Source organism: Nocardiopsis sp. B62, assembly GCF_018070675.1.
Classification (GTDB): Bacteria; Actinomycetota; Actinomycetes; order Streptosporangiales; family Streptosporangiaceae; genus Nocardiopsis; species Nocardiopsis prasina.
The window spans coordinates 48,865-75,029 of record NZ_JAGPXK010000023.1; the positions used below are offsets into that span (position 1 = coordinate 48,865).

The window sequence follows — 26,165 nt, forward strand, 5'->3', positions numbered from 1 at the left end:
CGCCCTCCGGGCGGTCCTTCTGTGGTCTGTCGGTGGCCTGCTCACCACTGCCGTCCGCACGCTCGGTTCGCGTGGCGGCTTCCTCGGGGGTGGCGGCCGTCGGTGTCTCGGGGTTGTCCCGGTCCGGACCCTGCTCGGACACCGCCCCGGTCGAGACCACTTCGTTTGGCATGCCTACCTCCCGCGGTTCCTCCCGGTGGAGCCGACGTCGCCGTTCGGCCCGCCTCCGGTGCACGTGCGTGTCATCAGGGCCAGTCGTTGACGCGGCCGCCGCGGTCCCCTCGCCCGTCAGTCTAGTGGGACCACTTCCCACCTGCGCGGGGAGCGGTCCGACCCCTCGTTCACCCGGGTCCGGCTCGGAGGTACGGGCGGTGACGCAGGTCACCAGGCACGTCACACCGAGTGCTGGAGTAGGTCAACAAGGACCGGCCGCCGGGGTATTCCCCCGTGGGGGCGGCAGCGAGGCGAGGTCGGCCTCAGACCGAAAGGAGGGTGCGCGGCTCCACGTCGGGCATCATCTTCTCCCGTCCCCGCAGTGCGGAGAGCTCCATCAGGACGGAGAATCCCACGACCGTACCACCCGCCTTGCGGACCAGGTCCACCGCGGCCCTGCCGGTCCCGCCGGTCGCGAGGACGTCGTCGACGATGAGCACACGGCCACCCGGGGTGATCGCGTCGGCGTGGATCGCGACGGTCGCGGTGCCGTACTCCAGATCATAGGCCTGGTCGATGGTGTCCGAGGGCAGTTTCCCGGCTTTGCGCGCGGGAACGAAGCCCGCGCCCAGTGCCATGGCGACGGGAGCGCCGAAGATGAAGCCGCGGGCCTCCAGTCCGACGACGTGGTCGATCCCGCTTCCGAGGAAGGGCGCCGCCAGGGCCCGCACCGCGACGGAGAACGCCCCCGGTTCGTTGAGCAGGGGCGTGATGTCCTTGAACAGGATGCCCGGGTGCGGGAAGTCGGGGACGTCGCGGATGTTCGCCTCGATCAGGGCGAGGACGGCGGCGTCCGGGGCGTCCGGGGTCGCGGTGTCGTGGGGCATGGGTGGCGGGGCCTTCTGTGGTGGGTCCGGGCGGGCGGTGGCCCGGCGGATCTGCTGGCGGCGTTGGCCGGGAAACAGCGGTACCGGCCCCGGGTGGGGGGCCGGTACCGAAGTCTGTGGTGAGCCGGGGCGCGGCACCGCGCCCGGCCCGGTGCTATCCCTTGGGCTTGTCGTCGTCGCCGAAGTCGGGACGGTCCTCGACCGGGGTGTCGTCGGCGGCGGGCGTGATGACCTCGCCGACACCGGCCTTGAGCATCCGGATGCGGGTACCGGGGGAGATCTCCAGGAGCACGTCCTGGTCGTGGATCTCCACCACCGTCGCGAAGATGCCCGCCTTGGTCATGACCTCGACGCCGGGGACCAGGGAGCTCTGCATCTGCGTCTCCTGCTGGCGACGCTTCTGGTTCGGGCGCCAGAAGAGGAGCCAGAAGACCAGGAGGATCAGCACGAACGGGAGCATCATGCTGAAGATGCTGCCCTCCTGCTGGGCCGCGTCGGCGAGAGTGTAAATGCCCTGCACGGGGGCGTCCTTCCTGACGTTTCGTGTGGCCGACGTCTGCCGGTTCGGACACCGCGACGACCACCTTCTCGGGCCGACCGACCTCGGCGGCCGGAGTCGTACCCGATGCCTACAACGCTCGGGGGAGCCAACTCGTTCCGCCGGTGTCCGACGACACCAGACGGGGCCACTGCCCCGTCCTGGCTGGTTCGACCCAGTTTACGTGGCGCCGGTCACCGGTCACCCACCGCCCGGGGTCGGAGCGCTAACGGTTCGGACCCGGTTCGCGCACGCGCCTCATTGTGCCCGGACGGGGGCCCGCTTGTGAAGTCTCCCGGCTCCGGTCAGGGGGCGGAGGTGCCCTGACCGGCCTTGCCCGCCCCGTTCGCGGCGGGGTCGGCGGCGGCGCCGAAGGCGGCGTCCGGCGGCGGGATGATCCCCATGTGAGCCCAGGCCATCGGGGTGGCCACCCGGCCGCGCGGGGTACGGGCGAGGAATCCGGAGCGGACCAGGAAGGGTTCGGCCACCACCTCCACGGTCTCGGCCTCCTCCCCCACGGACACCGCGAGCGTGGACAGTCCCACCGGGCCTCCCCGGAAGCGGTTCATGAGCACGTCCAGGATGGCCCGGTCCAGGCGGTCCAGGCCGAGCGCGTCCACCTCGTACAGCTCCAGGGCGGCGCGGGCGTTGTCCAGGGTGAGACGGCCGTCTCCGCGCACCTCGGCGTAGTCGCGCACGCGGCGCAGGAGGCGGTTGGCGATCCGGGGGGTGCCTCGTGAGCGGCCCGCGATCTCCCCGGCCGCCTCCCCCTCCAGCGGGGCGCCGAGGAGCCCGGCGGAGCGGTGCAGGATCTGCTCCAGCTCGGCGGGCTCGTAGAAGTCCATGTGCGCGGTGAAGCCGAAGCGGTCGCGCAGCGGTGCGGGGAGCATGCCCGCGCGGGTGGTGGCCCCGACCAGGGTGAACGGGGCGATGTCCAGGGGGATGGCGGTGGCGCCGGGCCCCTTGCCGACCACGACGTCGACCCGGAAGTCCTCCATGGCGACGTAGAGCATCTCCTCGGCGGGGCGGGCCATGCGGTGGATCTCGTCGAGGAAGAGGACCTCACCCTCCTGGAGGGTGGAGAGCACGGCGGCGAGGTCGCCGGAGCGTTCGATGGCGGGGCCGGAGGTGATGCGCAGGGGCGCGCCGAGTTCGGCGGCGATGATCATGGCGAGGGTGGTCTTGCCCAGGCCCGGACCGCCGGACATCAGGATGTGGTCGGGGGCGCGGCCCCGGCGCTGGGCGCTGTGCAGGACCAGGGAGAGCTGTTCGCGCACCCGGTGCTGGCCGACGAACTCGTCCAGGTTCCTGGGGCGCAGCGCACCCTCGATCTGGTGTTCCTCGACGTCGGCTTCGGGCGAGACGGCGTCACGCTCGTACACGGGTCTTCTCCCTCCGGTTCCCGTTGGTGGCTAGGCGCGGCTGAGTTTGCGCAGGGCGCTGCGCAGCAGGACGGTGACGTCGCCGGTGTCCTCGGCCTCGGCGGCGACGGCGGAGGCGGCAGCCTCGGCGTCCTTGGTCGACCAGCCGAGGTTGACGAGGCCGGAGACGACCTGGCCGCGCCAGGCCCCGTTGGGTTCGGTGCCGCCGGAGGCGTCGGCGGGGGGCAGGGTGCCGTCGGTCATGACCGGGGCGTCGAGTTTGCCGCGCAGTTCCAGGACGATGCGCTGGGCGCCCTTCTTGCCGATGCCCGGGACGCGGGTCAGGGCGGTGGTGTCCTCGGTGGCCACGGCCTGGCGGAGGCTGTCGGGGCTGTGCACGGCGAGCATGGCCAGGGCGATGCGGGGACCGATGCCGGAGGCGGTCTGGACCTGTTCGAACAGGTTCCGCTCGTCGTCGTCGGCGAACCCGAAGAGGGTGAGGGAGTCCTCGCGGACGACGAGGCTGGTGGCCACGGTGCCCTCCTCCCCCACGTGCAGTCGGGAGAGGGCGGAGGGGGTGCACTGGACGGTCATACCGACCCCGCCGACGTCGATCACGGCGCTGGCCGCGCCGCGCGCGGCCACCCGGCCGGTGAGGAACGCGATCATCTCGTGTGGACACCGGGAGGGGTGCCCGTCTCCTTCCTTGGGGGCTGTGGTGCTGCCTGCCGTGTCGTCGCCGCTCGGCCGGGGGGCTAGCGGCCGCGTGCGCGTCGGGCCAGTTCCACCTTGCGGGCGAAATCCTGTTGGGCCTGGGCGACCCGGGCCTGGGCCCCGCCGCGCCAGATGTGGCAGATGGCCAGGGCCACGGCGTCCGCCGCGTCGGCCGGTTTCGGTGGCCCGTCGAGTCCGAGGATACGCGCCACCATGCCACCGACCTGCTTCTTGTCGGCGCGACCGTTGCCGGTGATGGCTGCCTTGGCCTCGCTGGGGGTGTGGGTGGCCACGGGGAGCCCGCGCCGGGCGGCGCAGACCAGGGCGATGCCGCTGGCCTGGGCGGTTCCCATGACGGTGCTGAGGTTGTGCTGGGCGAAGACGCGTTCGACGGCGACGGCGTCGGGCTCGTACTTGTCGAGCCACTCCTCGATGCCGCGTTCGACCTCCACCAGGCGCTGCGGGAGCGGGGTGTCGGGGCTGGTGCGGATGGCGTCGGCGGCCAGCAGGCGCAGGGGGCGGCCGATCGCGCCCTCGACGGCCCCGACCCCACAGCGGGTCAGCCCCGGGTCGATCCCCAGCACGCGCACGTCCCCACCCTGTCCTTTTCTCGTCGCCCACGGCCGCGTTCTCGAACGTCCGTTCGCACCATGCTAGCGGCGGACACCGACGGGATCGGCCGCCAGGCGCGGCGTGTCGCCCCCCGGGGGGGGTGGACGGGCGGACCGAGCGGTGCTAGGTTGAACTCACATCGAGAAAAACTCATCTTGAGAACAACCAGGGGGAAGCAGTGTCCGAGGGGATCGACGGGCCGATCGGGGACCCGCGCGGAGCGGGCGACTACGACGCGGCCGACGAGCGCAGGTACCTCGCCGACTACGACCCGAACGCGTTCGCGCCCGTCGCCGTCACCGTCGACGTGGTGGCCACGACCATCCGCGACGGAGTCCCCCACGTCCTGCTCGGCCGACGCACCCGGCAACCCCAGCGCGGTCGGTGGGCGCTGCCCGGCGGGTTCGTCCGGGCCCAGGACGGACCGGACGCCCCGGCCGACCGCGACCTGCCGGACGCCGCCCTGCGCGTGCTCACGGAGAAGACCCCCCTGCCCGCCGAACTCCACCTGGAGCAGCTCGGCACCTACGGGGCGATCGAGCGGGACCCACGCATGCGGGTGGTGTCGGTGGCGTACATGGTGTTGGCCCCCGACCTGCCCGACCCGCACACCGGCCGCGACACGGCCGAGGCCGCGTGGGTTCCGTGGACCGCCCTCGGACACGGCGACGGTGGCAGGGACCGGCACGAACTCGCCTTCGACCACGCTCGCGTCCTCGCCGACGCGGTCGAACGCGCCCGTTCCAAGCTGGAGTACACCGCGCTCGCCACCGCCTTCCTCCCGTCGACGTTCACCATCTCCGCGCTGCGCGGCGTGTACGAGGCGGTGTGGGGGCGGACCCTGCACGCCGCCAACTTCCACCGCAAGATCCAGGCCACCCCGGGGTTCGTGGACGACACCGGTGAGCTGGCCGAGCGCGGTGGCGCGGGAGGTGGCCGCCGCGCGCGGCTGTACCGGGCGGGCGGCGCCGCCCTGCTCCACCCGCCGCTGCTGCGCGGCGCCCAGTGAGGAGACGCAGCCGCAGGCAGTGAGCGGGAACCCCTGAGTACTCGTCGAGCCACACCCCGAAGGGAGACCGGTGAACGTGGAGCACAACCCCCATGGCGGACTCGACTCCGCCCTGCGTGAGCTGGGACTCGCGGCCGACCCCGCCGCGCTGTTCGGTCCCCGGCCGATCGACGGCGAGGCGATCCCCGTGGCCGCCACCGCCGCGTACCGGCGCCTGGCCCGGCTGCTCCATCCGGACACCGCGCCCGCCGAGCGCTCCGCCGAGGCGGCGGCCGGGTTCTCCCGGCTCACCGAGGCCTGGCGGCGCTACCGCACGGCGGTGGAGGGCGGCCTGGGCCTCGACGACATCACCCTCGTGGCCCGGGGACGGACCTATCACGTGAGCCGGGACGGCGCTCTGGCCAGCGGCGACGTGGCCGACCTGCATCCGGTGCGGTGGCGGGAGGGCACCCGTGGCGCGGCGCCGGACGGCCCCTGGCGGGACGGGCTGCTCAAGCTCCCCCGGGCCCCGCGCGACAACGACCTCCTCCTGGCCGAGGCAACCGCGCTGCGCCGGATCCGCGAACGAGGCGCCGAACGGTACCGGGCGTTCGCCCCGGAGCTGGTGGAGTCGGTCCGCCACCGCGACGCGGCCACGGGTGTGGAGCGGCGGGGCAACGTGCTGGGCCGGCTGTCCGGTTTCCACAGCCTCGCCGAGGTGCGGCGGGCCTACCCGGACGGGATCGACCCGCGCGACGCCGCGTGGATGTGGCGGCGACTGCTGGTGGCGCTGGGCAACGCCCACCAGTCCGGGGTCGTTCACGGCGCGGTCGTACCCGAGCACGTCCTGGTCCACCCCGAGGCGCACGGTCTCGTACTCGTGGACTGGTGCTACTCCGTCACCTTCGGCGAGCGGCGCACCGCGCCGCACGTCCCGGCGATGGTTCCGCACCGAAGGGAGACGTATCCGCCGGAGGTCGCCGAGCGCCGCCCCGCCGTGCCCGCCACCGACGTGTACATGGCCACCCGGTGCGTGGAGTTCGTGACCGACGGCCGCCTCCCCGGGCCGCTGCGGGCCCTGGCTCGCGGGTGCACGCTGCCCTCCCCGAAGAGGCGTCCCAAGGACGCGTTCGCACTGCTGGGTGAGCTGGACGAGGCGCTGGAGCGGTGCTTCGGTCCGCGCCGGTTCCGCCCCTTCCACATGCCCGCCTGAACCACCGAACCCCCGACACCCCACCCCACCCCACCAACCCGAACAGAAGGAGACGACGATGGGAAGCAGCAACTGGTCCACCGACGCCCACCACGCACGGCGGGCCTACCAGGCCTCCGCCGGAAGCAGTGGGTTCGACTACCACGACGACGTCACCAGCACCCCGCGCGACCAGTGGCGGGCCCACGCCTCGCTCGACCCGCGCGGCGTGACCATGCGTGAGAGCCGTGACTCCGAGGCGCACCCGAACTCCCTGGCGGTGTCGGTGCTCTTCGACGTCACCGGCTCGATGGGGCGCGTGCCCCGCGCCCTCCAGGCCAAGCTCCCCGACCTGTTCGGGCTGCTCCTGCGCCGGGGGTACGTGCAGGACCCGCAGATCCTGTTCGGTGCCATCGGCGACGCGACCTGTGACCGCGTACCGCTCCAGGTCGGTCAGTTCGAGTCCGGCAACGAACTGGAGGACGACCTCGGCAACATCCTGCTGGAGGGCGGGGGCGGGGGTCAGATGACCGAGTCCTACGAACTGGCGATGTACTTCATGGCCCGGCACACCGCGCTGGACTGCCTGGAGAAGCGCGGGCGGCGCGGGTACCTCTTCATCGTGGGCGACGAGATGGCCTACGGCGCGGTCAAGGCACGGGAGGTCCGGGAGGTGATCGGCGACGACCTCGACGGGGACGTGGCCCTTCCGAAGCTCTTGGAGGAGCTGCGGAGCAAGTACGAGGTGTACTTCCTCATGCCGACCGGCAGCTACCACTTCCGGGACGACCGGGTCCGGAAGTTCTGGGAACGGCACCTGGGCCAGAACCTGGTTCTGCTGGACGACCTGGACGCGGTCTGCGAGACGATCGCGGTCACCGTGGGCCTGGGTGAGGAGGCCATCGACCTGGAGGAGGGTCTGCGGGACCTGGCCGACGCCGGGTCGGACCAGGCCGACGTGGTGGGCCGGGCCCTGCGTCCGCTCGCTCGCGGACGCGGCGCGGTGGCGACCTCACCCGACCTGGAGGGGCTGGCCGGTGACGGCCCCGGGGTGGACCGGCTGTGAACGGCCGGGCGCTGACCGATGAGCACGCGATCGTCGTGGACCTGGGATTCGGCGACGCGGGCAAGGGCGTGACGGTGGACCTGCTGTGCGCGCGGGGCGGGTACGGCGCGGTGGTGCGGGCCAACGGCGGCGCCCAGGCCGCGCACAACGTGGTGACCCCTGACGGTCGGCACCACACGTTCGCCCAGTTCGGGGCGGGCACGCTCGCCCCGGGCGGCCCGGTGCCCACCCACCTGTCCCGCTTCGTGGTGGTGGACCCCTTCGCGTTGGCCGCCGAGGCCCAGCACCTGGCGGCGCTGGGGGTGGCGGACCCGTTCTCCCTGGTCACGGTGGACCGGCGCGCGCTGATCAGCACTCCGTGGCACGCGGCCGCCAACCGTGCCCGGGAGCGTGCGCGCGGCCGGGACCGGCACGGTTCGTGCGGGATGGGGGTGGGCGAGACGATGGCCTACGCCCTGGAGCACCCCGAGGACGCGCCCACCGTGGGCGACTGCGCGTCTCCGGTGCTGCTCCGCCGCAAGTTGGACCGGCTCGCGGAGCGGTTGGCCTCGGTGCTGTCCGAGGCGGCGGACGGGGACGACGGCTCGGACCTGGAGCCCCTCCCCGATCCGGACGCGTGCATGGACGCCTACCGGGCCTTCGCCGAGCGGGTGCGGCTCGTGGACGATCGGTACCTGCCTCGTCTGCTGGCTCGGACACCGGTGGTGTTCGAGGGCGCGCAGGGCGTGCTGCTGGACGAGTGGCACGGTTTCCACCCGTACACGACCTGGTCCACCACCACCGCCGTGAACCCGCTGGCCCTTCTGGCCGAGGCGGGGGCCGCGGACGGGGCCCGGCGGATCGGGGTGACGCGCACCTTCGCGACCCGCCACGGCGCGGGGCCGATGGTGACCGAGGACGCGCTGCTCACCAGGAGGTTGGCCGACCGGCACAACCGCGCCCACCCCTGGCAGGGCGGGTTCCGGGTGGGTCACCTGGACCTGGTGGCGCTCCGGTACGCGTTGGAGGCCACGGCGGGGGTGGACGCGCTGGTGGTCACGCACGCCGACGCCCCCGCCCGGTTGGGTCGGGACCTGCGTTGGTGCGTGGGCTACGAACTCGCGGACGGGAGTCCGGTGCGGATCGCCCCCGGGGCCTCCCCCGACCTGGCCCGCCAGGCCCGGCTCACCGGTCTGCTGGACGCCGCCCGGCCGGTGCTGGAACCGGTGCCGGGCCCGGCGCCCGCCGCCCTCGCCGACGCCCTGGGGCTGCCGCTGGAGGCGGTGTTCACCGGCCCGACCAGGGCGGACGCCCACGCGCCGGTCCGTCGCGCGCCACGGCTGGGCCCCCTCCCCCGGCGGCTCCACGCACCGGCCTGAGCGTGTCGGACCGGGGGCGCGCCGGGTCGCGGCCTACGTTGGGGCCATGAGCTCCCTGACTGATCCCGAGGTCCGAGACTTCCTGCTGAGCGGCACGCGCACGGGCAAGGTGGCCTACACGGCCGCCGACGGCCGTCCACTGGCGGCGCCGATCTGGTTCACCATCGACGAGGACGGGCTGGTGTTCAACACCGGGCGCGACACCGCGAAGGGGCGGTCGCTGGCACGTGACCCCCGGGTGACGCTGGTGGTGGACCTGGAGGAGGAGCCGTACGGCTTCGTGCAGGTCCAGGGCGTGGCCGAGGTGTCCGAGGACCCCGACGAGCTGCTCCGGACGGCCACCGCCATCGCCCGCCGGTACGTGAGCGAGGAGGTGGCCGAGGAGTACGGCCGCCGCAACGGCGTGGCCGGTGAGCTCGTGGTGCGCGTGCGCCCGACCCGGGTCATCGCGGAGATGAACATGACCGGCTGAGCACGCCGCTTCAGGGTCGGGCGGTGGCGTGCTCGACGAAGGCCCGGGCGGCGGCGGTGAGCGGGCCCCGGCGACTGATCAGGGCCACGTGCAGGTGGTCGGTGGGATCCAGGTCCAGGACGAGGACCCCGGCCTGTTCGGCGAGGCCGCGCCAGGCGTCGGTGACCACGGCCAGCCCGGCGCCGCCCAGGACCAGCGGCAGGATCGACACCCGGTGTTCGCTCTCCACGGCGATGTGCGCGTCCAGGCCCTCGGCCAGCAGGCGGTCGGCGAACCGGCGCATGCCCGAGCCCTCGTGGCCGACGATGAGGCGCCGCCCGGTCAGGTCCGCGACGGGGATCGGGGCTCCCGGCGAGAAGGGCCCGTTCGCGGGCGCCAGGAGGACGAAGGACTGACGGACCAACGGGTGGACGTGGACCTCGGTGTCCCTCATCGGGGTGTCGGTGGCGACCACGCCGAGTTCGCAGGCACCGGTGCGGACCATCTGGACCGCGTCCCGGTTGGTCAGGGCGCCCCGGATCGACACCGACACCTCCGGGTGGCGTTCGGTGAAGCCCGAGACCAGACCGGTGAGGGGTTCGATGGACTGGGTGGGCAGCGCGGCCACGTCCACGCGCCCCCGGCGCAGTCCCCGGACCGCCTCCACGGCGGAGCGGGCCAGGTCGAGCCCGCGCACCGCCTCGCGGGCGGGTTCGACGAGCGCGTGTCCGGCGTCGCTGAGCACCAGGCGGCGGCCGATCCGGTGGAAGAGGTCGCTGCCCAGGTCCCTTTCCAGAGTGCGGATCGCCTGGGACAGGGAGGGTTGTGACAGGTGGAGAGCTGCCGCGGCGCGGTTCACCCCGCCGTGGTCCACGACCGCCAGGAAGTACTCCAGCTGCCGCACGTCCACGTCGCACCCCCGCCCGGTTCGCCCCTCCGTGTCCGATCCTATAGGCCGCGCCTATCAGCGCTATCGCCAACCGGTCTTGGACGGGCGGTGTGCCGGGCTGCTGTGATCAGGACATGAACGACCGACTTCTCCCCGGATTCACCCGGCACAGCGTGGAGGTCGAGGGACTGCGCCTCAACGTCCGACGGGCCGGAGAGGGACCCCCCGTCCTGTTCCTGCACGGGTACCCCCAGACCCACCTGATCTGGCACCGGGTCGCACCGCTCCTGGCCGACGGGTTCAGCGTCGTGCTGGCCGACCTGCGCGGCTACGGAGACAGCGACAAACCGCCCTCCGACCCCCGGCACCTGGCCTACTCCAAGCGCGCGATGGCCCGTGACCAGTACCTCCTCATGCGTGAGCTGGGCTTGGACCGCTTCGCCGTCGTCGGCCACGACCGCGGGGCGCGGGTCGGACACCGCCTGGCCCTCGACCACCCCGAGGCCGTGACCGCCTTCGCCGCCCTGGACGTGGTGCCCACCAGGTACGCCTTCGAGCACGCCGACGCGGACTTCGCGTCCGGCTACTACCACTGGTTCTTCCTGACGGCCGGGAACGGCATCCCGGAGCACCTGATCGGTCAGGACCCCGGTTTCTGGGTCCGCACCCGTATGAACGCGCGCCACCACGGCGGTTCCGCGTTCGACCCGGAGGCCGTGGACGAGTACGTGCGCTGCTTCAGCGACCCCGCCGCCATCCACGCGTCCTGCGAGGACTACCGCGCCGCCGCCACCGTCGACCTCGAACACGACCGCGCGGACGCGGGGCGCCGTCTGGAGTGCCCCGTCCTGCTCCTGTGGGGCGAGCACAGTTTCGTCGGGCGCCACTACGACGTGCCCGAGGCCTGGTCCGAGTACGCCTCGGACCTGCGCGGACACGCCGTGGACTGCGACCACTACGTGCCCGAGGAGGCACCCGAGACCACCGCCTCCTCCCTCCGCGCCTTCCTCGGAGAGGCCGTCGCCCCCGACGGCCCCGCCGCCTGACCCGCGCCGAGCCACCCCCGCCCGTCCACCTCTCATCCGATGGAGACCCCATGAAGCAGTACCGCATCGCCACGATCCCCGGAGACGGCATCGGCGGTGAGGTCCTCTCCCCCGCGACCGCCGTCCTGGACCGGGTCGCCGCCCACCACGGATTCGCCCTGGGCTACGACGAGTTCGACTGGTCGTGCGAGCGGTTCGCGCACACCGGCGCGATGATGCCCGAGGACGGTCTGGACCGGATCCGCCACCACGACGCCATCCTCCTCGGGGCGGTGGGATGGCCGGGCGTGCCCGACCACGTGTCCCTCTGGGGCCTACTCATCCCGATCCGCCGCGAATTCCACCAGTACGTCAACCTACGGCCGATCACCGTCTTGGAGGGCGTGCCCAGCCCGGTCACCGGCGCACTGCCCGGCGAGGTCGACTTCGTGGTCGTGCGGGAGAACAACGAGGGCGAGTACTCGCGGGACGGGGGCCGCTTCGACCGGGGCACCCCGCAGGAGCGCGCCGTGCAGGAGTCGGTCTTCACCCGCCGCGGTGTGGAGCGGGTCCTGGAGTACGGCTTCGACCTCGCCGAGCGGCGCGGCGGCCGTCTGACCTCCGCCACCAAGTCCAACGGGATCGTGCACACCATGCCGTTCTGGGACGAGCTGGTGGCGGAGCGGGCCGCGCTGCACCCGGACGTGGTCTGGGACCAGGAGCACATCGACGCCCTGGCCGCCAAGGTCGTCCTGGAACCGGCCAGGTTCGACGTGATCGTGGCCTCGAACCTGTTCGGCGACATCCTCAGCGACCTCGCGGCGGCGGTGGCCGGCGGGATCGGGATCGCCCCGTCGGCCAACCTCAACCCCGAGCGCGAGTACCCCTCCATGTTCGAGCCGGTGCACGGTTCGGCGCCCGACATCGCGGGCCGCGGGGTGGCCAACCCGCTGGGGGCGCTGTGGTCGGCGTCGATGATGCTGGACCACCTCGGCCACCCCGAGGCCGGGCGGCAGATGATGGACGCGGTCCGCGCCGTGCTGGCCGAGGGCCGGGTGCGCACCCGCGACCTGGGCGGCGAGGCGGGGACCGACGAGTTCACGTCCGAGGTCCTGCGCCGCCTGCCCTGACGGCCGCAGGCGCGGCGATCCGCGCCGCCACATGGAACGCCCGTGGCCGCGCCCCCCGCGGGGGGCGCGGCCACGGGCGTCGACGCGTGGTCCCGCTCCGGGCCCGGCCTCAGAGCTCGGCCATGACCTCGTCGGGGATGTCCGCGTTGGTGAAGACGTTCTGCACGTCGTCGGAGTCCTCCAGAGCGTCCACGACCCGCATGACCTTCTTGGCGCCCTCGGCGTCGACCGGGACCTCCATGGTCGGCAGGAAGCTGGAGTCGGCGGACTCGTAGTCGATGCCCGCTTCCTGGAGTGCCGTGCGGACGTCGACCAGGTCGGTGGCCTCACAGACGATCTCGAAGGCCTCACCGAGGTCCTCGACGTCCTCGGCCCCGGCCTCCAGCACCGCCATGGTCACGTCGTCCTCGCTGGTGCCCTCCTTGGGCACGATCACGACGCCCTTGCGGTTGAACATGTACGACACCGAACCGGCGTCGGCCATGTTGCCGCCGTTACGGGTGACCGCCACGCGCACCTCGGAGGCGGCGCGGTTGCGGTTGTCGGTCAGGCACTCCACGAGCAGCGCCACGCCGCCGGGGGCGTACCCCTCGTACATGATCGTCTGCCACTCGGCGCCACCGGCCTCCTCACCGGAGCCGCGCTTGCGGGCGCGCTCGATGTTGTCGGCGGGCACCGAGTTCTTCTTCGCCTTCTGGATGGCGTCGTAGAGCGTCGGGTTCCCTTCGGGGTCCCCGCCACCGGTACGCGCGGCCACCTCGATGTTCTTGATCAGCTTGGCGAACAGCTTGCCGCGCTTGGCATCGATGACGGCTTTCTTGTGCTTGGTGGTGGCCCACTTGGAGTGGCCGCTCATGCATGTCCTTTCACGATGTCGACGAAGAGGCGGTGGATACGCGTGTCGCCGGTGAGTTCGGGATGGAAGGACGTCGCCATCAGGCCGCCCTGTCGTACGGCGACGATCCTACCGGCCTCGTCCGTACCGGTAACGCTCCCGAGTACCGCCACCTCCGGGCCGACCGACTCGACCCAGGGCGCACGGATGAACACCGCGTCGAAGGGGTCGTCGCCGATCCCGTCGATCCGCACCCCGGTCTCGAACGACTCCGTCTGGCGACCGAAGGCGTTGCGGCGCACCGTCATGTCGATGCCGCCGACGGTCTCCTGGTCGGCGGTTCCGCCGAGAACACGGTCGGCCAGCATGATCATTCCCGCACAGGTCCCGTAGACGGGCATCCCGTCCGCGACGCGTTCGCGCAGCGGCTTCATCAGGTCGTACCGGACGGCGAGCTTGGACATGGTCGTGGACTCGCCGCCGGGGATCACCAGACCGTCGACGGTGTCGAGCTGGTCGACGGACAGGACCCGCGCGGTGCGGGCACCCAGGTCCCGGAGCATGTGCGTGTGCTCGGCGACGTCGCCCTGGAGGGCGAGCACGCCGATGGTGGGGCTGGCGGTCACGTGCGGCCTCGTTGGTCGTGGGTTCGGCGGTCGGGGCGGCGGCTACCAGCCACGTCCCGCGTAGCGCTGGGAGTCGGACAGCTCGTCCAGGTTGATGCCGACCATGGCCTCGCCCAGTCCGCGCGAGACGCGGGCGATCACGGCCGGGTCCTCGTAGTGCAGGGTGGCCTGCACGATGGCGTCGGCGCGCCTGGCCGGGTCACCGGACTTGAAGATGCCCGAGCCGACGAACACGCTCTGGGCACCCAGCTGGCGCATGAGCGCGGCGTCGGCGGGAGTGGCCACGCCACCGGCGGAGAACAGCGGGACGGGCAGCTTGCCCAGGCGCGCGACCTCCTTGACGATCTCGTACGGGGCGCGCAGCTCCTTGGCGGCGCCGAACAGCTCGGGCTCGTCCAGGGTGCCCAGGCGCCGGATCTCGCCGCTGATGGAGCGCATGTGGCGGGTGGCCTCGACGACGTTGCCGGTACCGGCCTCGCCCTTGGAGCGGATCATCGCCGCGCCCTCGGCGATCCGGCGCAGGGCCTCACCGAGGTTGGTGGCACCGCAGACGAAGGGGACGGTGAACGCCCACTTGTCGATGTGGAACGCCTCGTCGGCGGGCGTGAGGACCTCGGACTCGTCGATGAAGTCCACGCCGAGCGACTCCAGCACCTGGGCCTCGACGAAGTGTCCGATCCGGACCTTGGCCATGACCGGGATGGAGACCGCCTCGACGATGCCGTCGATCATGTCCGGGTCGGACATGCGGGCGACGCCGCCGTCCTTGCGGATGTCGGCGGGCACCCGCTCCAGGGCCATGACCGCGACGGCACCGGCGTCCTCGGCGATCTTGGCCTGCTCGGGGGTGACGACGTCCATGATGACGCCGTTCTTGAGCTGCTCGGCCATGCCGCGCTTGACGCGCTGGGTACCGACGGCGTTGTCGGTGGTGTTCGCTGCGTTGGTGGCCACGGTGGTGGTCTCCCGTTCGTTCGGCTGACTGGGGGCCCAGACCGCCCGCTCCCCGGACGCCCTCGCGGCCGGGAGCACGGCCTGGATGCGACGCGGCGGCGCGCCCGACGACCGCACGCACGCGCGCGGACACCGTCGGCGGCGTGCACCGGGTCGACCAGCATCCCATCCTAGTTCCACCCGTTTCGCGGCCTTTGGCCAGGCTGGAGTATCGGTGTGTGGGGTGTGGCCACCTCGTCGGAGTGCGGCCCCGATCGCCCGGTCAGCGCCGGGGCGGCTGGTCGTCCATCTCGAAGTAGTGGGGCAGCGCGGCGGTGCCCGCCAGGCGCAGGAGGCGGACCAGTCGGGAGCGGCGCGCGCGCCTGGTGTCGGACACGGCGTCGTTGTGGAACACCCTGGCCAGGTACACGCCGCGTGCGGCCACCGTCACCTCCTCCAGCCGGTCCGGGGCCGGCCCGGCGTCCGGGCGCTCCAGCGCGGCGCGCAACGCCTGGGAGAGCCGGCTCTCCGTGAGTTCGCGCTCCCCCACCCCCGCACGGCGCGCCGCGTTGGCGGCCTCCGCGAGCCTCCCTGCCGTCTCCGGGCCCAGACCGGGATCGGCGGTCAGGTCGAGGACCGCCGCGGCCCGGCGCAGCAGAGCGGCGTCCAGGGCGGCGCGCGCGGTCTCCACCCGGTGGTGGAGGCGGTCGAGCCGGGTGGCCCGCCACGACAGGTAGAAGCCGAGCAGGACCAGCGCGATCAGGATCGCCGCGACCAGGGTGACGAAGCGAACGTCCTCGATCAGGACCGCTCACCCCGCAGCCTCGGGTGCGCGCGGCGCGACGCACCGGAGGAACGGCGTCCCCCGTCCAGCCGCACACCGGCGGCGGCCCCGTCCCCCAACGTCAGCACGGTCTCGTACACGTGGGCGATGTCGGCGGCGACGGTGTCCCAGTCGTAGGCGCGCACGGCAAGGCGTGCGGCCTCCGAGAGCCCTGCGCGGCGTTCGGGCGAGTCGAGCAGGGCCGCCGCACGCTCGGCCAGGTGATCGGCGTCGCCGACCCGGAACAGCTCCCCGGCCGCGCCGCCGTCCAGGACCGCCCCGAAGGCGGGGATGTCACTGGCGACGATCGCCGCCCCTGCGGCCATCGCCTCGGTCAGGACGATGCCGAAGCTCTCCCCGCCCAGATTGGGCGCGCAGAAGACGTCGGTGGAGTGGTACGCGCGGATTTTGTCGGCGTCGTCGAGCCGCCCCGCCAGCACCACACGATCGCGCACGGAGTCGGGGACACCGGACAGGTCGGCCTCGCCCGGCCCGGCCACGAGCAGGCGCAGTTCGGGCCTGTGCGGGGCCATCCGGGAGAAGGCCTCCAGGAGGGTGGCCAGACCCTTGCGGGGTTCGTCCAGGCGGCCCAGGAAACCGATCGAGCCGCCCTGCCCGGGCCACCCCGGCAGCGGCTCGGCGTGTGCGAAGCGGCGCACGGACACCCCGTTGGGGATGAGGACGGCGTCGCCGCCCACGTGTTCGACCAGGGTGCGCCGGGCCGCCTCGGAGACCGCCACTCGCGCGTTGATCTTCTCCAGGGCCGAGCGCAGGGCACCGGAGCTCGCGGCCATGGCGCGCGAACGGGGGTTCGAGGTGTGGAAGGTGGCCACGATGGGCCCGTCCGCCGCCCAACAGGCCAGAAGGGAGACGCTGGGCGCGGCGGGTTCGTGGATGTGCAGCAGGTCGAATCCGCCCTCGGCGATCCAGCGGCGGACCCGGGCCGCCGTGCGGGGTCCGAAGCTGAGCCGGGCCACCGATCCGTTGTAGGGCACCGGGACCGGACGCCCGGCCGGGACCAGGTAGGGCGGGGTCCGGTGGTCGGGGTCGCCGACCGGGGCCAGCACGGAGACCTCGTGGCCCATGGCGCCGAGCGCCTCGGCGAGGTCGCCCACGTGCTGCTGCACCCCGCCGGGGACGTCCCAGGCGTAGGGGCAGACGATCCCGACGCGCATCCCGCTCCCGTCCGCCTCGGGAGTGGTGTCCGGAGTTCCCGAGGGAGTCCGTGCCCGGGTCACCGCCGCTGTTCCCGGTCGCGCGCCACGGCCGCCTCGACCTCGTGGCGGCGGGCACGGTCGGCGTCGTGGTCGGCGCTGAAGACGGACTGGAGCATGTGCCAGTCCTCCGGGTGCTCCGCGATGGCGCCCTCGAGGACCCGGACCAGCTCCTGCGTGGTGTCGTGGACGCGTTGGGTGCGGGTGCCCCCCGTGGCGACGGGGACCTCGTCGTGGACGCGGATGTGCCAGTGGGGGCCGTCGTACCAGAGGGAGACCGGCATGAGGGCCGCCCCGGTGTTCAGGGCCAGGGCGGCGGGCCCCGAGGGGACTCGCGCCCTCTCCCCGAAGAGGTCGACCTCCAACCCGGTGCCGTTGATGTCGCGGTCGGCGAGCAGACACACCAGACCGCCCTCGCGCAGACGGCGGGAGAGGACCCCGACGGTGTTGGCCGCACCGCCGGTCAGCGGCAGGACCTCCATCCCCAGGGACTCACGGTAGGAGGTGAACCGCTGGTAGAGGCTCTCGGGGCGCAGCCGCTGGGCCACGGTGGTGAGCGGGGTGCCGCGCGCGGCGATCCACGCTCCGGCCTGGTCCCAGTTGCCCATGTGCGGCAGGGCCGCCACCACGCCGCGCCCGGACCGGACGTGTTCCTCCAGCACCTCGATCCCGGTCTGGCGGGTGTGGGCGAGGATGTGCTCCCGGCCCATGGCGGGCAGGCGGAACATCTCGTAGTAGTAGCGCATGTAGGAGCGCATCCCCGCCTTGGACAACGCCCTGAGCTGCGCGTCCGTGGCGCGGGGCCCGACCAGCCTGCGCAGGTTGCGCTCCAGCCCCCGGGTGCCGTCGTTGTGGGTGCGCCAGGCCCGGTCGGCCAGCCTCTGGAACACCGCCCGGCCCGCCCCCTCGGGTGCGCGGCGGACCAGAGTCCACCCCGCCGAGTAGGCCAGATCGGCCATGCGTTCGTCCACGTCGTCGTCCTCGTCCTCTTGTGCTTCGGTCCCTTCGGGGGCGTGTTCAGGCGCCGTTGCTGGTCTTCTCGTCCTCACCCTCGGCGAAGCCGGGGTCGTTGAGGCGCGCGCGGGTCTCGACGAGGCGCTGGAGGACGGTGAGCGCGCTCATCACGGCCAGGAGCCAGAGGCCGCCCGCGAGGATGTACGGAACGCCGAGCTCGCTCAGGCCCACGGCCACCAGCACGATGATCAGGCGTTCGGTGCGTTCGGCCACGCCGACGTCGCAGTTGACGCCAAGCCCCTCCGCCCGTGCCTTGATGTAGGAGACCATGAAGCCGCTGATCAGGCAGAACAGGGTGAGTCCGGCGAGCATGGGATCGTCGCCCTCACCCACGAACCACCACATGAGCCCGGCGAGGATCGCGGCGTCGGCCACCCGGTCGAGGCTGGAGTCGAGGAAGGCACCGAACGCGCTGCCGCTGTCGTTGGCCCGCGCCACCGCCCCGTCGAGCATGTCGAAGAGGGCGAAGACGGTGATGACCACGGAGCCCGCGTAGAGCTGGCCGCGGGGGTAGAAGTAGAGGGCGCTGACGACGACACCGGTGGCACCGATGATGGTGACGAGGTTGGGCGTCAGGCCGATGCGGGCCAGGCTCCGACCGAGCGGAGCGGTGACCCGGGAGATCATGGGGCGAAGGATTCTCAGCATGTCTTCTAGTGATCGTAGGACGGGAACGGTCGTCGGGGTGGGAGCCGCACCCTCTGGGGGTGGCGTCGACCACGGGGAGTCGGTGGAGTGGGGGTTGCGGGTGGTCCCGGCCTCACTCCCGGGGCCAGGTCTCGGCCAGCCTGGCGCGGGTCCGCTCCAACATCTCGGGCAGGACCCTGGTCTGGCCGATCACGGGCATGAAGTTCGTGTCGCCGCCCCAGCGGGGCACGACGTGCTGGTGGAGGTGGGCGGCGATCCCGGCACCGGCCACGGTACCGAGGTTCATGCCGACGTTGAAGCCACCCGGACCGTAGGCCTCGGTGAGCGCCCGGAGCCCGGCCTGGGTGAGCGCGGCGACCTCGGCGGTCTCCTCCCCGTCCAGCGACGTGTACTCGGAGACGTGCCGGTAGGGGCAGACCAGCAGGTGGCCGCTGTTGTAGGGGTACAGGTTGAGGACCACGTAGGCGGACCGGCCGCGCGCGACCACGAGGCCCTCCTCGTCCGGCAGGCCGGGGGCACGGCAGAAGGGGCAGCCGTCGTCGGCCCCGGGCCCGGTCGGCTTCCCCTCACCCTTGATGTAGGCCATGCGGTGGGGCGTCCAGAGCCGTTCGTGGCCGTCCGGGGTCCCGGTTCCGGCGCCGGACGGTCGGTCCGCACCGCTCACGGGTTCGTCGTGGGTACCGCCCATGGCTCGTTCGCCCCCTCGCCTGACCGTTTCGTGCCGCGCGTCCAGCATAGAAGCGCGCGGTGGGTGAAGCGTCGGACCCGGCGCTCCGGGGGTGGCGCGGATGGGCCGTGGCGCACCGGGGGCGCCACGGCCCCGCGGCTCAGAGCCCGAGCAGGGTACGCAGGTGGCGCGGGGACGGGTTGCCGTGCGCGAGCATGGCGTCGTGCAGGCGCCCGACCGGCTCGTCGGGGCGCTCCAGCGCCAGGTCCCGGGCGATGTCGGAGACCTCGGCGTAGCCGACGTAGTAGGTGGACAGCTGGGCGCTGGTGAGCAGGGCGCGCCGCCACTTGCCGACGGCCTCCCCCTCCTCCTGATGGCCACGTTCGGTCAGCAGGGCGACGGCCTCGGGCTCGGTGAGGTCACCGGTGTGCACGCGCACGTCCAGGATCGCGTTGAGAATGGCCCGCAGCCGCATCTTGAGCTGGACCAGACGCAGCCCGAGGTTGGCGCGCCGGGTGGCGGGGTCGGATCCTCCGGACCACCCGTGACCGGCCAGCACGTCCTCGGCGTGGACCGCCCACCCCTCCACGAAGGTGCCGCTGCTCAGCGCCGAACGCACCCGGGTGTGGCCCCGGTGGCGCGCGGCGTGGGCGAGCTGGAGGGCGTGCCCCGGCAGCGCCTCGTGGACCATCAGGTTGCGCAGCATGCCCGCGTTGTACTCGCGCAGGAAGGAGGACCGGCGCTCGGCGGACCAGTCCTCGGGCGGCGGGGCCACCGCGATGAAGGTGGGCTGGGAGGAGGCGTCGGGGTCGAGCGCACCGGGCGCGTCGCAGTAGGCCACGGCCACGCCCCGCCGGGAGACCGGCATCGGGATGACCTCGACCGGGTCGTCGTGGACGGTGGCCAGGTCCAGTTCCCGGACCCGGGCGTAGAGGTGCTCGAGGGCGTCGACGCAGGAGGGGACGACCCCCTCGGGGGAGATCTCGAACTCGTCGGCCAGGGCGGAGAGCACCTCGGCGACCTGGCCGGGGCGACGTGGCTCACCGGTGTACTCCGCGGCGGCCTCGGCCAGCGCCTCCTCCGTGGCCAGGAGGTCGCTCTCGGCGCGTACCAGGAGGGCCTCCGGGGACAGTTCGGAGTCAAGCGTGTACCAGAGCTGGGCGGCGAACCTTCGGGCGCCCAGGCGCGGGTCCCCGGTGGCGAACTCCAGCTCGGTGCGCATCCAGGAGGTGTACTCCTCGAGGGCGGCCAGGGCCGCGACACGGGCCGGTTCGAGTCCGGAGGCGTGCTCGGGGTGTTGGGCGGCCAGGGCCGGAACGGCCTCGGCGAGCATCCCTCGGGCGCCCTCCAGCTGTCCCAGGGCGGTCTCCACGTGCACGCGGGGCATGCCGGGGCCCTCGGACAGGCGGGCGCGCGCGGTGCCCAGGTAGGCGGGCAGGGCGGCGCAGCGCGCGGTCAGGGCCGCGAGGCGCTCCTCCGGCGGGAGGGTGTCCCGCTCCAGGAGGGCGTGCAGGGCCTCACCCGGTGAGTGCACCAGGGGGTTCCACGTGTGCGGGCGCAGTTCGCTGGTGTGCCACAGGTCCGCGCTGATCCTGGTCCGGAGCATCTCCAGGTCGACCAGGTCGTCGGTCGGGACGAGGTCCGCGTCGATCTCGTCCAGGGAGCCCAGCGCGTCGGTCAGGACACGGACGCGCAGGGAGTCGGCCTCGACGGAGTGGTCGGTGAGCCGGTGGGCTCCCCGGGTGTCCCCCAGGTCCAGCGCCCACTCGGGGTCGTCGGCCAGGAGGGCGTCGAGCACCCGCTCGGCCACGTCTCGGAAGCGTCGGGTCATCTCGGCGGCGTCGGGTTGGGAGGAGGAGGTCATGCCGACATGATGCCAGGTCAGGAAAGACACGGACGCCCGGTTCCCGACGTGCGGGAACCGGGCCGTACTCCGTGCGGGACCCCGGCCCGGGGCAGGTCCTGGTCAGCGCCAGGAGTTCTGGCCCCCGGTGGAGGTGGGCTGCTGCCCGGCGGCGCCCTCGGGGTCCCCCACCGTGATCGCGTGCTCGACGAGGCTGATGAGCGTCGACTTGGTGGAGGCCTTGTCACGGGCGTCCACCTGGACGATGGGAATCTCCGGGCTGAGCGTGAGCGCGTCCCGGACCTCGTCTGCGGCGTGGGGGTAGTAGCCGTCGAACCCGTTGATGCCCACGATGAAGGGCAGACGCGCCTCTTCGAAGTAGTCGATCGCGGGGAAGCAGTCGGCCAGGCGTCGCGTGTCCACCAGCACGACCGCGCCGATGGCACCCTTGACCAGGTCGTCCCACATGAACCAGAACCGGTGCTGTCCGGGAGTGCCGAACAGGTACAGGATCAGGTCGGAGTCGAGGGAGACACGGCCGAAGTCCATGGCGACGGTCGTGGTCTGCTTGTCCGGCGTCTTGGCGAGGTCGTCCACCCCGACGCTGGCGCTGGTCATGACCGCCTCGGTCGTCAGCGGCACGATCTCGGAGACGGAGCCAACGAATGTCGTCTTTCCGACACCGAAGCCCCCGGCGACGACGATCTTGACCGACGTCATCGCGTTCCCCCCAGCACCGCCTTCCTCGGCTGGGCTAGAGCTTGCGAAGTCCACTGAGCACCCTTTCAAGCAGGTTGGTGTTGGGGCGAGCGTCGTTGTCGAGCGAAGACCTGATCTGGACCAGTCCCTGCTCGGACATGTCCGCCACAAGCACCCGCGCCACACCGAGAGGCATCCGCAACAGCGCGGAGATCTCCGCCACGGATCGCCATTCCCGGCACAGGTCGCTGATCGCCTGCCATTCAGGCGTCAGCGTCCCTGACTCGTTCCGGGCCGCCGCGGTGGCCGAGATCAGCGCCTCCAGGGGAAGCTGAGACTTCGGCTTGGTTCGGCCCTTGGTGACCGCGTAGGGGCGCACCAGCGAACTGGGTGCGCTGCCCGGCGCGGGTCGTTGGTCATACGGTTGTTGGATTGGTCGAGGAACATCTCCGCCGCCCGGAACTGCGGGCATCCCTCCCGTGGGGGGATGGCCCGGCTGTTGTCCGAACCACGAGGCGCTCCCGGCATCTCTACTGTGAGGTGCCACCACTTCCTCCTGTCGGTGGTGGATCAGTGGATTCCCGAGGTGCGCGCCGTTGGTGTCAGCGCCCGCCCCGCCCGCTCGACGAGCAGAGTCATCTCGTACGCGACCAGACCCAGGTCGCTCTCGGCCGCCGCGAGGACCGCGAGACACGAGCCGTCGCTGATGGCCATGATGAGCATCAGCCCCCGCTCCATCTCGACGACGGTCTGGGCGACCGCTCCACCCTCGAACACCCGGGCAGCGCCCTGCGTCAGGCTGGACAGACCAGAGGCGATTGCGGCCAACTGGTCGGCCCGGTCAGTCGGGAATCCCGCGGACGAGGCCAACGGAAGGCCGTCAGAGGAGACGACGATCGCGTGGGCCACGTCGGGTACCCGGTCGGCAAAGTCAGTGATCAACCAGTTGAGTTCATTCACCTGTCGACTCATCTGATCTCCTGTCCAAGTTCGCCGGTCGATCTGTGGCACTGCTACCGCCGGCACGGCATGTGACAGCACTGCCTTTGCGAACCACCCGGCCCCTCCCGTGGGGGTGACCGGGAGTCTGGTGTTCCGCTCTCGTCAAGCGATGGGTGTGGCGCGTCCGAGAAGCTCGGTAGATGCTATTGCATCCGGCTTCCCTGACTGTGAGGGACCCCGTCCCACCACTGGTCACTTGGGTCACTCCTCCGTCGAACTGTCGCCGAGCCGGTTCCGACCGTCGCGGACGCCCTTCTGGAAGCCCGAGAAGCGGTTGCGGACACGGTCCGCGCTTCTGGTGGGCATCTGCTTGAAGTTCTCCGGTTTGGGTGCGGTACCAGGAACAAGGTTTGCCTTGGGAACCCGTTTTGGCAAGCCCGAGGTGGTCAATCCACCGGCGAGCGGCTCGGCCGCGGTGCGCGCGGCCTTCCAGCCGCGGTCCGCCGCCGAGTTCCATTCCTGCTCGGAACGGGGGTTGGCCGCGGGCTGCTCCTGGGCGGGTTCCCTGCGCGTGCGCTGGGGTTCCCGAGTTTCCTTGGGTGCCGGGGGCACCTGCTGGATCGGGCCGGTCTCGGTGGTGTCCACGGTGGGACCGCCGGTGCGGCGCTTGAACCAGTTGGACTCGATCGCGTCGAAGATCGGCAGCGAGTCCGCGTCCTGGCCGGACGGGGCCGCCGGGACGACGGTGCTGTTCGGGCCCTGGGCGCCACCATAGCGGCGCGACAGGTAGGCCGTGGAGCCGTAGCCCTCCCGCGAGTCGCCGCCCCCGGTGCGCCAGTTCCCGGTGGTGTTGGATTCGGGCTGCTCGGGCTGCTGGGACTGCGGCGCGGCCTGGTGGGGCTGCTGCGCGCCGGTGTCCCAGGAGGAGATCGCCGGGAAGGTCTCGGTGTTGTCCTCACCGCGAGCCGGCGCCGCCGGGGTCTCCGGCTGGCGGGGCTCGCGGGACCCGGTGTCGAAGACCCCGCTCCGGTGGCTACCGGTGCCGAAGGCGTCGTAGGAGTCCCTGCTCCGGTTCTCGGGCTCGGGATTCCTTCCGAATCCGCCCTTCTCCGAGGCGGGGCGGCCGAAGGCGCCCGTGTCGGTGGGACGGCGGAAGGCACCGGAGTCCGGGGCGCTGAACGAACCCGTGTCCGTGCTGTTGCGGGGGGCCGGGTCGAACAGGCTGCGACCGGTGGTCTCCTCCTGCTTCGGCTCGTCCTCCTCGGGCACGTCGTAGGGGTCGACGACCGGGTTGGCGTTGTCGGTCAGGCCGCTGTTGGGCGACATGCCCTCGGCGCGGTTGGGCGGCTCCCAGACGGAGCCGGTACTGGTGGTGTTCCACAGGTCCTGGCCGCTGGGCGGGTGCTCGTCGGTGCGGCCACCGATGGGCTTGCGCTTGGGCAGACCGCCCAGGTCGCCGGTGAGGTCGCCGGACTCCTGGCTGTTCCAGGGGTCGCCCGGCTCCTCGGCGGCGGGGCTGGCGGCGAAGGCCGCCTCGGCCTCGGCGAAGGTGTCGGGCGCCCCGGCGGACAGCTCGGGGCGGTTCCCGACCCCGCCCAGGGCGTGCTGGCCCTCGACCGGGGTGATGAGCAGGTCCGGCGGGAAGACGACGCTGGCGGTGGTGCCGCCGCCGTGCGCTTCCTTGAGAGCCATGCGGATGCCGTGCCGGTGCGCCAGGCGCGAGACCACGAACAGGCCCATGCGGCGCGAGACCGCGACGTCGATGACGGGCGGGGCGGCCAGGCGGGCGTTGATCGCCGCGAGGTCGTCCGGGGCCATCCCGATGCCGCTGTCGGTCACGTCGACCTGCACGGCGCCGCTGTCCAGGGTCTTGGCGCTGACGAGCACCTCGGTGTCGTGCGGGGAGAACGAGGTGGCGTTCTCCACCAGCTCGGCGACGAGGTGGATGACGTCGTTGACCGGACGGCCGAGCACCGAGATGTGGGAGGGGGCGCGCACGTTGACGCGCTCGTACTGCTCGACCTCGGAGACGGCGCCTCGGAGGACGTCGACGAGCGGGACGGGCTGGGCCCACTTACGGGTGTTGTCCTGACCGGACAGGACCAGCAGGTTCTCGTTGTTGCGCCGCATGCGCGTGGCGAGGTGGTCCAGCTGGAAGAGGTCGGAGAGGCGGTCGGCGTCCTGCTCCGACTGCTCCAGACCGTCGATCAGGCGCAGCTGCCGCTCCACCAGGGTCTGGCTTCGGCGGGAGAGGTTGACGAACATCGCGTTGACGTTGCTGCGCAGCGCGGCCTCGTCGGAGGCCAGGGTCAGGGCGACCCTGTGGACGTCGTCGAAGGCGCGGGCGACCTCGCCGATCTCGTCGTGGGTGTGCACCTCGATGGGGCTGACCTTGACGGACTCGGGGACCGTCCCGGCCTCCTGCATCCGGTTGATCGCCTCGGGCAGGTCGCGTTCGGCGACGCGGCGTGCGCCGTCCTCCAGGGTGCGCAGCGGGCGCACCAGGGAGCGGACCACGAGGGAGGTCAGGATGAAGACGGCCAGGAGCACGCCCGCGACGATGATGAGGTCCATGATCGTGCGGAACAGGGCCTGGTCACGCAGGTCGTTGGCGTCTGCGGCGATGCCCTCCGCCAGGCTGGACTCGACCGTCTTGAGTCGCTCCAAAGCGGTGTCCGCGATGGCCGCGTAGTCCTCGGGACCGTCGTTGGGGGTGACGTTGGTCAGGGGGTCTCCACGGTCGGCGCGGTACATGACGCGCATACGCATGGTGGAGACCTGGCTGACCTCGAGACCGGTGAAGTTCTCGTCGAACACCGCGCGCTGCTGGGGCGAGGCGGCCTGGATGAAGTTCGAGATCTCGTTCTCGTAGCGGGCCCGGCTGGAGTCGATGGCCTCGGAGATACCGCCGGTCATCGTGTTGCGGGCCAGGGAGTGGCCCATCAGCGCGGTCTCGTAGGAGAGCTGGTCGCGGGCGTTGGACAGCGCGGTGAGGGCGCGGACGGCCTCACGCAGCTCGGTGTCGTTGGTCTCGTCCGCGATGGTCTGGTTGAAGTCGGACAGCGACCGGGCGATGGTCCGGTACTTGGTCACGACGGGCAGGACCGTGATGCGGGTCGAGTCGACCTCGGTGCGCAGGGACTCCAGTGTGGAGAGCTGGCTGCGCATCGCGGCGAGCCTGGTCTGCGCCAGGTCGCCGTCCATCGCGCCCATGTCGTCCAGACGGGCGTTCAGGGTGCTCTGGATGTCGAGTGTGGCGGCCCGCTCGGTCTCCATCTCCTGGCGGAGTTCGTCCGAACGTCGGTCCGGGTCCGCGTTGTCGGAGATGAAGACGGCGCTGGCCGTGCGCTCGCGGCCCAGCTGGTTGGCCAGGTCCACGATGAGGACGCCCACCTGGGCTCGGTCCTCGATGTGCGCGTGGGTGACGGTGGAGACCGAGGCCTCGTAGACCCGCAGTCCGCCGAGCGCTAGCGCGACGGCGGTCGGGATGACGATGAGGGCCACCAGTCGGGAGCGCACCCGCCAGTTACGTGGCCGCCACCAGATGGCTCTGCGCC

26 protein-coding genes are annotated in these 26,165 nt (G+C 72.2%); 7 read left to right on the forward strand and 19 right to left on the reverse strand.

Annotated features, from left to right (window positions below; translation table 11 throughout):
- Positions 1-476: 476 nt before the first annotated feature.
- The 5 genes from KBX21_RS20840 to ruvC form a co-directional block, all read right to left on the reverse strand.
- Positions 477-1,040 carry an adenine phosphoribosyltransferase gene (locus KBX21_RS20840; protein WP_210843178.1) on the reverse strand — a complete coding sequence of 188 codons (564 nt, stop codon included), beginning with the start codon at positions 1,038-1,040 and terminating at the stop codon, positions 477-479.
- A gap of 154 nt (positions 1,041-1,194) precedes the next feature.
- Complete coding sequence (gene yajC, locus KBX21_RS20845; protein WP_017546174.1) at positions 1,195-1,560, reverse strand: preprotein translocase subunit YajC; 366 nt, start codon at positions 1,558-1,560, stop codon at positions 1,195-1,197.
- Positions 1,561-1,883: 323 nt separating this feature from the next.
- Complete coding sequence (gene ruvB / locus KBX21_RS20850) at positions 1,884-2,960, reverse strand: Holliday junction branch migration DNA helicase RuvB (RefSeq protein ID WP_210843179.1); 1,077 nt, start codon at positions 2,958-2,960, stop codon at positions 1,884-1,886.
- A 30-nt stretch (positions 2,961-2,990) separates the two neighbouring features.
- Positions 2,991-3,608, reverse strand: a complete 618-nt coding sequence (gene ruvA, locus KBX21_RS20855; RefSeq protein ID WP_210843180.1) for a Holliday junction branch migration protein RuvA — start codon at positions 3,606-3,608, stop codon at positions 2,991-2,993.
- Between the two features lie 86 nt (positions 3,609-3,694).
- Complete coding sequence (gene ruvC / locus KBX21_RS20860; protein WP_017546177.1) at positions 3,695-4,243, reverse strand: crossover junction endodeoxyribonuclease RuvC; 549 nt, start codon at positions 4,241-4,243, stop codon at positions 3,695-3,697.
- A gap of 224 nt (positions 4,244-4,467) precedes the next feature.
- Here ruvC and KBX21_RS20865 point away from each other — a divergent pair, with 224 nt between their 5' ends.
- The 5 genes from KBX21_RS20865 (at position 4,468) to KBX21_RS20885 (ending at position 9,341) form a co-directional block, all read left to right on the forward strand.
- A complete protein-coding gene (locus KBX21_RS20865) occupies positions 4,468-5,274 on the forward strand; it encodes an NUDIX hydrolase (protein ID WP_049567736.1) in 807 nt (268 codons plus the stop codon).
- Between the two features lie 70 nt (positions 5,275-5,344).
- Positions 5,345-6,466 carry a molecular chaperone DnaJ gene (locus tag KBX21_RS20870; RefSeq protein WP_210843181.1) on the forward strand — a complete coding sequence of 374 codons (1,122 nt, stop codon included), beginning with the start codon at positions 5,345-5,347 and terminating at the stop codon, positions 6,464-6,466.
- Positions 6,467-6,524: 58 nt separating this feature from the next.
- Entirely contained in the window at positions 6,525-7,511 is a 987-nt protein-coding gene (locus KBX21_RS20875) for a hypothetical protein (RefSeq protein WP_049567582.1), read from the forward strand.
- Positions 7,508-8,869: an adenylosuccinate synthetase gene (locus KBX21_RS20880; protein WP_210843182.1), complete on the forward strand. Its 1,362-nt coding sequence runs from the start codon at positions 7,508-7,510 to the stop codon at positions 8,867-8,869. The genes KBX21_RS20875 and KBX21_RS20880 overlap by 4 nt, the downstream gene beginning before the upstream one ends.
- Before the next feature lie 46 nt (positions 8,870-8,915).
- Entirely contained in the window at positions 8,916-9,341 is a 426-nt protein-coding gene (locus KBX21_RS20885) for a PPOX class F420-dependent oxidoreductase (protein ID WP_049567577.1), read from the forward strand.
- Positions 9,342-9,351: 10 nt separating this feature from the next.
- Here KBX21_RS20885 and KBX21_RS20890 read toward each other — a convergent pair whose 3' ends face one another.
- The gene (locus tag KBX21_RS20890) at positions 9,352-10,230 is read right to left on the reverse strand and encodes a LysR family transcriptional regulator (RefSeq protein WP_210843183.1); all 879 of its coding nucleotides are present in this window, start codon (positions 10,228-10,230) and stop codon (positions 9,352-9,354) included.
- Positions 10,231-10,343: 113 nt separating this feature from the next.
- Between KBX21_RS20890 and KBX21_RS20895 the strand changes: the two genes are divergently transcribed.
- Both KBX21_RS20895 and KBX21_RS20900 read left to right on the forward strand, forming a co-directional pair.
- Positions 10,344-11,255, forward strand: a complete 912-nt coding sequence (locus KBX21_RS20895; RefSeq protein ID WP_049567571.1) for an alpha/beta fold hydrolase — start codon at positions 10,344-10,346, stop codon at positions 11,253-11,255.
- A 50-nt stretch (positions 11,256-11,305) separates the two neighbouring features.
- Positions 11,306-12,364 (forward strand): tartrate dehydrogenase, encoded by a 1,059-nt coding sequence (locus tag KBX21_RS20900; RefSeq protein ID WP_049567569.1) that lies wholly within the window; start codon positions 11,306-11,308, stop codon positions 12,362-12,364.
- A gap of 109 nt (positions 12,365-12,473) precedes the next feature.
- On the opposite strand, the gene KBX21_RS20905 is transcribed toward KBX21_RS20900, so the two are convergent.
- The 13 genes from KBX21_RS20905 to KBX21_RS20965 form a co-directional block, all read right to left on the reverse strand.
- Positions 12,474-13,220 carry a YebC/PmpR family DNA-binding transcriptional regulator gene (locus KBX21_RS20905; protein ID WP_017546186.1) on the reverse strand — a complete coding sequence of 249 codons (747 nt, stop codon included), beginning with the start codon at positions 13,218-13,220 and terminating at the stop codon, positions 12,474-12,476.
- Positions 13,217-13,825, reverse strand: coding sequence for a pyridoxal 5'-phosphate synthase glutaminase subunit PdxT (gene pdxT / locus KBX21_RS20910; RefSeq protein WP_210843190.1), 609 nt, complete (start codon positions 13,823-13,825; stop codon positions 13,217-13,219). Before pdxT ends, KBX21_RS20905 begins: the two co-directional genes overlap by 4 nt.
- A 42-nt stretch (positions 13,826-13,867) precedes the next feature.
- Complete coding sequence (gene pdxS, locus KBX21_RS20915; protein ID WP_049567729.1) at positions 13,868-14,779, reverse strand: pyridoxal 5'-phosphate synthase lyase subunit PdxS; 912 nt, start codon at positions 14,777-14,779, stop codon at positions 13,868-13,870.
- A 262-nt stretch (positions 14,780-15,041) separates the two neighbouring features.
- Positions 15,042-15,536: a hypothetical protein gene (locus KBX21_RS20920; protein ID WP_210843207.1), complete on the reverse strand. Its 495-nt coding sequence runs from the start codon at positions 15,534-15,536 to the stop codon at positions 15,042-15,044.
- 23 nt (positions 15,537-15,559) lie between these two features.
- On the reverse strand, positions 15,560-16,756 hold the full coding sequence (locus tag KBX21_RS20925) for a glycosyltransferase family 4 protein (RefSeq protein WP_210843192.1): 1,197 nt from the start codon (positions 16,754-16,756) through the stop codon (positions 15,560-15,562).
- Between the two features lie 59 nt (positions 16,757-16,815).
- On the reverse strand, positions 16,816-17,766 hold the full coding sequence (locus KBX21_RS20930) for a phosphatidylinositol mannoside acyltransferase (RefSeq protein ID WP_049567554.1): 951 nt from the start codon (positions 17,764-17,766) through the stop codon (positions 16,816-16,818).
- Positions 17,767-17,812: 46 nt separating this feature from the next.
- Positions 17,813-18,436, reverse strand: a complete 624-nt coding sequence (gene pgsA / locus KBX21_RS20935; RefSeq protein ID WP_049567553.1) for a phosphatidylinositol phosphate synthase — start codon at positions 18,434-18,436, stop codon at positions 17,813-17,815.
- Between the two features lie 133 nt (positions 18,437-18,569).
- Complete coding sequence (locus KBX21_RS20940) at positions 18,570-19,145, reverse strand: HIT domain-containing protein (protein WP_210843195.1); 576 nt, start codon at positions 19,143-19,145, stop codon at positions 18,570-18,572.
- 139 nt (positions 19,146-19,284) lie between these two features.
- Positions 19,285-20,955, reverse strand: a complete 1,671-nt coding sequence (locus KBX21_RS20945; RefSeq protein WP_210843209.1) for a DUF885 domain-containing protein — start codon at positions 20,953-20,955, stop codon at positions 19,285-19,287.
- 135 nt (positions 20,956-21,090) lie between these two features.
- Complete coding sequence (locus tag KBX21_RS20950; protein WP_049567546.1) at positions 21,091-21,687, reverse strand: ATP/GTP-binding protein; 597 nt, start codon at positions 21,685-21,687, stop codon at positions 21,091-21,093.
- A 34-nt stretch (positions 21,688-21,721) separates the two neighbouring features.
- Positions 21,722-22,138, reverse strand: coding sequence for a DUF742 domain-containing protein (locus tag KBX21_RS20955; RefSeq protein WP_233515572.1), 417 nt, complete (start codon positions 22,136-22,138; stop codon positions 21,722-21,724).
- 98 nt (positions 22,139-22,236) lie between these two features.
- Positions 22,237-22,638 (reverse strand): roadblock/LC7 domain-containing protein, encoded by a 402-nt coding sequence (locus KBX21_RS20960; RefSeq protein ID WP_049567543.1) that lies wholly within the window; start codon positions 22,636-22,638, stop codon positions 22,237-22,239.
- A 231-nt stretch (positions 22,639-22,869) separates the two neighbouring features.
- Complete coding sequence (locus KBX21_RS20965; protein WP_049567540.1) at positions 22,870-26,127, reverse strand: nitrate- and nitrite sensing domain-containing protein; 3,258 nt, start codon at positions 26,125-26,127, stop codon at positions 22,870-22,872.
- Positions 26,128-26,165: the final 38 nt, after the last annotated feature.

Bases quoted from the DNA above. Each gene is read 5' to 3' on its own strand.
- ruvA (WP_210843180.1), bottom strand. From the start codon at position 3,608: ATGATCGCGTTCCTCACCGGCCGGGTGGCCGCGCGCGGCGCGGCCAGC.
- KBX21_RS20885 (WP_049567577.1), top strand. From the start codon at position 8,916: ATGAGCTCCCTGACTGATCCCGAGGTCCGAGACTTCCTGCTGAGCGGC.
- KBX21_RS20900 (WP_049567569.1), top strand. From the start codon at position 11,306: ATGAAGCAGTACCGCATCGCCACGATCCCCGGAGACGGCATCGGCGGT.
- KBX21_RS20945 (WP_210843209.1), bottom strand. From the start codon at position 20,955: ATGACCCGACGCTTCCGAGACGTGGCCGAGCGGGTGCTCGACGCCCTC.
- KBX21_RS20955 (WP_233515572.1), bottom strand. From the start codon at position 22,138: ATGCCCGCAGTTCCGGGCGGCGGAGATGTTCCTCGACCAATCCAACAA.
- KBX21_RS20940 (WP_210843195.1), bottom strand. From the start codon at position 19,145: ATGGGCGGTACCCACGACGAACCCGTGAGCGGTGCGGACCGACCGTCC.
- KBX21_RS20875 (WP_049567582.1), top strand. From the start codon at position 6,525: ATGGGAAGCAGCAACTGGTCCACCGACGCCCACCACGCACGGCGGGCC.
- pgsA (WP_049567553.1), bottom strand. From the start codon at position 18,436: ATGATCTCCCGGGTCACCGCTCCGCTCGGTCGGAGCCTGGCCCGCATC.
- KBX21_RS20925 (WP_210843192.1), bottom strand. From the start codon at position 16,756: ATGCGCGTCGGGATCGTCTGCCCCTACGCCTGGGACGTCCCCGGCGGG.
- KBX21_RS20960 (WP_049567543.1), bottom strand. From the start codon at position 22,638: ATGAGTCGACAGGTGAATGAACTCAACTGGTTGATCACTGACTTTGCC.
- KBX21_RS20895 (WP_049567571.1), top strand. From the start codon at position 10,344: ATGAACGACCGACTTCTCCCCGGATTCACCCGGCACAGCGTGGAGGTC.
- KBX21_RS20905 (WP_017546186.1), bottom strand. From the start codon at position 13,220: ATGAGCGGCCACTCCAAGTGGGCCACCACCAAGCACAAGAAAGCCGTC.
- KBX21_RS20840 (WP_210843178.1), bottom strand. From the start codon at position 1,040: ATGCCCCACGACACCGCGACCCCGGACGCCCCGGACGCCGCCGTCCTC.
- KBX21_RS20950 (WP_049567546.1), bottom strand. From the start codon at position 21,687: ATGACGTCGGTCAAGATCGTCGTCGCCGGGGGCTTCGGTGTCGGAAAG.